The sequence below is a fragment of the Hyalangium sp. genome (genome assembly GCF_035629615.1).
In the GTDB taxonomy this organism is placed as follows: Bacteria; Myxococcota; Myxococcia; order Myxococcales; family Myxococcaceae; genus Hyalangium.
Genome location: NZ_DASPHO010000721.1, coordinates 1 through 3,828 on the forward strand (window position 1 = coordinate 1; position 3,828 = coordinate 3,828).

Consider the following 3,828-nt stretch of genomic DNA (forward strand, 5'->3'; position numbering starts at 1 on the left):
GAGGAGGCCGCGGCCGACGCCGCCCGCGCCATCGCGGATGCCCAGACCCGGGCCAACGAGGCGGCGGCGGCGTGGACCCAGGCCGGCATCGAGCTGGAGACCCTCGAGGCCGATGCGGTGCGGCTGGAGCAGGAGCGGGCGGCGCTGGTGGCCGTGGCGGCGCGCCTGGCCAACCACGAGTCCAACCTGGTCAACCTGGCTCGGCAGCGCACGGATCTGGAGGCTCGTCGGGAGAAGAACCGCGTCGAGTCCGAGGCCCTGCGCGCCCAGGAGCAGGAGCTGGATCGCGGCCGCTCCGAGGTGCTGCAGCTGGTGGAGGAGAGCCGCCACAACGCGATGGAGCTGGCCGAGCGCAAGACGCAGGAGGAGGAGGCCCTGGCGCAGACTCGGGCCGAGTTCACCGAGAGCGAGCTCCACGTCATCAGCCTCCGCGAGGAGCTGTCCGACAAGCGCAGCCGGCTGGGCTCGCTGGAGGAGCTGCAGAAGAACTACGAGGGCTTCGATCGCGGCGTGCGCGCGGTGATGGTGCGCGCCGGGCAGCAGTTCCGGGAGCAGGGCATCTTCGGCCTGGTGGCGGATGTGCTCTCGGCCCCGCAGCGCTTCGAGCGCGCGGTGGAGGCGGCGCTGGGTGATCGGCTGCAGCACGTCATCGTCGAGAGCCCGGAGAAGGGCTTCGAGCTGGTGGAGTACCTGAGGACGGCCTCCGAGGGCCGCGGCAGCTTCCTGCCGGTACCGCGCATCGAGGGGCTGTCGCCCGTGGCGGAGCCGGACTTCAGCCGGCCGGGTGTGCTGGGCAGCGCCTTCGCGGAGGTGAAGTACGAGGAGGCGCTCCAGCCGGTGGTGAGGCTGCTGCTCGGGGATGTGATCATCGTCGAGGACATGGCCTCGGCGCGGGCCTACGCGGCCGCCGGGGGCCCGCCGTGCACCCTCGTCACCTTGGAGGGCGAGGTGGTGCGCGCGGACGGCACCCTCACGGGCGGTGAGCGCGAGGGCGCGGCCGTGGGCGCTCTGCAGAAGAAGCGCGAGATCGCCGAGCTGGCCGGCGAGGTGGCCCGGGTGGAGGAGCGCTACAACGAGATCCTCACCCGGCACTACACGCTCCAGAAGCAGATGGGGCAGACGGAGAGCGTCCTCAAGGGGCTGGCGAAGAACCAGCACGCCGAGGAGCTGAACCTGGCCAACCAGGAGAAGGATCTGCACAAGGCCAGCGAGGATCTGGCCCGGGTGCGCGAGCGGCTGGCCTCGGTGGAGGGGGAGGAGTCGCAGCTGGCCCACTCGCACGGAGCGCTGGTGCACGAGGAGGAGAACAGCCGCGGCGAGGTGGCCCACGGGCAGACCGATCGCGAGGGGCGCGAGGAGCGCGTGCGGCAGCTCACCACCGAGCTGGAGTCGCTGAAGCAGCGGGCAGACGCGGTATCCGCGGAGCTGATGGCCCTGCGCATCAAGGTCGCCGCCGGCAGCGAGCGCGGCGAGTCGGCGCGCAAGGAGCTGGAGAGCCTCATCACCCAGCGCCGGGAGGTGGAGGAGCGCATCCACCGCCTTCAGGCGACGGTGGGGGAGGGGACCGCGCGCGCGGACGAGCTGCGGCGGAAGACAGAGGAGACGGAGCTGTCACGCGCGAAGCGGGTCGAGGAGCACCGCGTGGCGGCCGAGACGCTCGAGGGGCGCCGCACCGCCCACGCCACGGTCTCCGCCGAGGTGCGCGAGCAGGACACCCAGTTCCGTGAGCTGCGCGGCCGGCTGGACGAGCTGATGCAGGGCCTGTCGCAGATCTCGCTGAAGGAGCGGGAGATCGCCCTGGAGCTGGAGCACCTGAGGGCGGGCATTCGCGAGCGGCACCAGGTGGAGCTGGACCTCGAGCTGCACCGCTACCACCTGCTGGCGCCGCTGGCGGCGGAGACGCAGGAGGAGCTGAGGGATCTGCGCGCCCAGGTGGAGAAGATGGGGGAGATCAACCTCACGGCCATCGACGAGCACGCGGAGCTGACCAAGCGCTTCGACTTCCTCTCGGGACAGAAGAAGGACCTGCTGGCCACGCTGGAGCAGCTCAGGGAGGCCATCTCGCGCATCGACTTGACGAGCCGCGAGCGCTTCAAGCAGACGTTCGACGTGGTGAACGAGAAGTTCCAGGCGGTGTTCCCGCGGCTGTTTGGCGGCGGGCGGGCCAGCCTGGTGCTCACCAACGAGGGCCCGGGCTCCGAGCAGGGCGTGGAGATCGTCGCCCAGCCGCCGGGCAAGAAGCTGCAGAGCGTCAACCTCCTGTCGGGCGGTGAGAAGGCGCTCACGGCCGTGGCGCTCATCTTCGGCATCTTCCTCATCAAGCCGACGCCCTTCTGCCTCCTGGACGAGGTGGACGCGCCGCTGGATGAGGGCAACGTGGGCCGCTACAACGAGATGGTGAAGGAGATGAGCCGCCAGTCGCAGTTCATCCTCATCACCCACAACAAGCGGACCATGGAGGTGGCCGACACGCTCTACGGCGTGACGATGGAGGAGCCCGGCATCTCCAAGCTGGTGAGCGTGAAGATCCGCGAGGCCACCGCGGCCAACGACAACTCCTCGGCCGCCTGAGCGCTTCCCCCAGGGAGGTGCGGACGCACGTGCACTGCTGAGCCCTTTGCCGGTGTGCCCTGAGGGCCGGGTGTCCCTGCCTTGGGACACATGGAGTGCGCTCGCCTGCTCCACGAGGAGGCGAGCGCAGAAAACCAGAACAAGATCAGCCGCTTGGAAGTGGCTCTGCAGTTGCAAGACTCTCTCGCACACGCCGTCTCGGCCCAGGAGAGTCCCACCATGGCATCCGAAATCAGCAGCAGCCGCTCTAGCAGCACGGGGTCGACGAGCCGCTCCGAGAAGTCGAGCAAGAGTGACAAGAGTGACGACAGCAGCAAGTCGGACCGTGCGGAGAGCGAGGCGAAGAAGGCAGCCGACGAAGCGAAGAAGGCGGCCGATGAGGCGAAGAGGGCCGCGGATGCCGCTCGGAGTGCCCGGAGCGCGGCAGAGGCCCGGCGTCATGCGCAGCAGGCTGGAAACGCCCAGGGACGGGCCCAGGCTGCCCAGCAGCAGGCCCAGGCGAGTGTCGACACGCTGAAGCGTGAGCTCACCACTGCGTCGGGCACGAAGCGTCCGGCGGTGGAGCAGTCGCTGCGGCAGGCGGAGAAGGCGCTTGGGGAGGCCCGGACGGCCACCGCCCAGGCCACCGCAGCGAGCACGCAGGCCCGCGCCGCCGTGCTCACTCTGGATCGAGGCCAGTCAAGCTTCACGGCCAGCTCCCCCGCTGCGAACACCTTCCAGGCCATGAGCACCGTGGCCGCCACAGGCGTCAGCCAGACGGGGACGGGCTCCACGCCGCGGCCCATCGGCTCCGTCGACAAGGACGGCCAGGTGCCGGAGAGCCAGCTCGACGGCGCGGTCATCAGCGCGGGAGGAGCGGCCTACCCGTCTGGGACGGACGTGTATGACACCCAGCCCGTGGTCCCCAGCAACGGCAAGCCGGCCGCGGAGACGGTCATCTACGTCAACGGCATCCAGAACGATGGCAACTTCCAGTACGGCAGCATGCAGAACGTGGCCGACACGATGGGTGCCAATGTCTACGGCATCCACAACTCCACCGCGGAGGACTTCCCCATCCACAGCATCATCGGGGATCTGGCTCAGTGCGCCACGGATCTCACGGGCGTGGTGCCGAACAGTGCCACCACCGCGCTGGCGTTGCAGGTGGTGAGGGATCTCGAGGCCGGTCGCCCCATCCACCTCATGGCCCACAGTCAAGGCGCGCTCGTCACCTCGAACGCGCTCACGGCGGCCAAGGAGTACCTGCTCCACCAC

Annotated in this window: 1 protein-coding gene and 1 pseudogene; both read left to right on the forward strand. The window is 69.7% G+C overall.

The features are described from left to right. On the forward strand, positions 1-2,571 hold a 2,571-nt coding region (gene smc, locus VD972_RS36020), incomplete at its 5' end, for a chromosome segregation protein SMC (protein WP_324993347.1). Positions 2,572-2,790: 219 nt separating this feature from the next. Then, positions 2,791-3,828 (forward strand): annotated as a pseudogene (locus tag VD972_RS36025) (hypothetical protein); the annotation flags it as partial.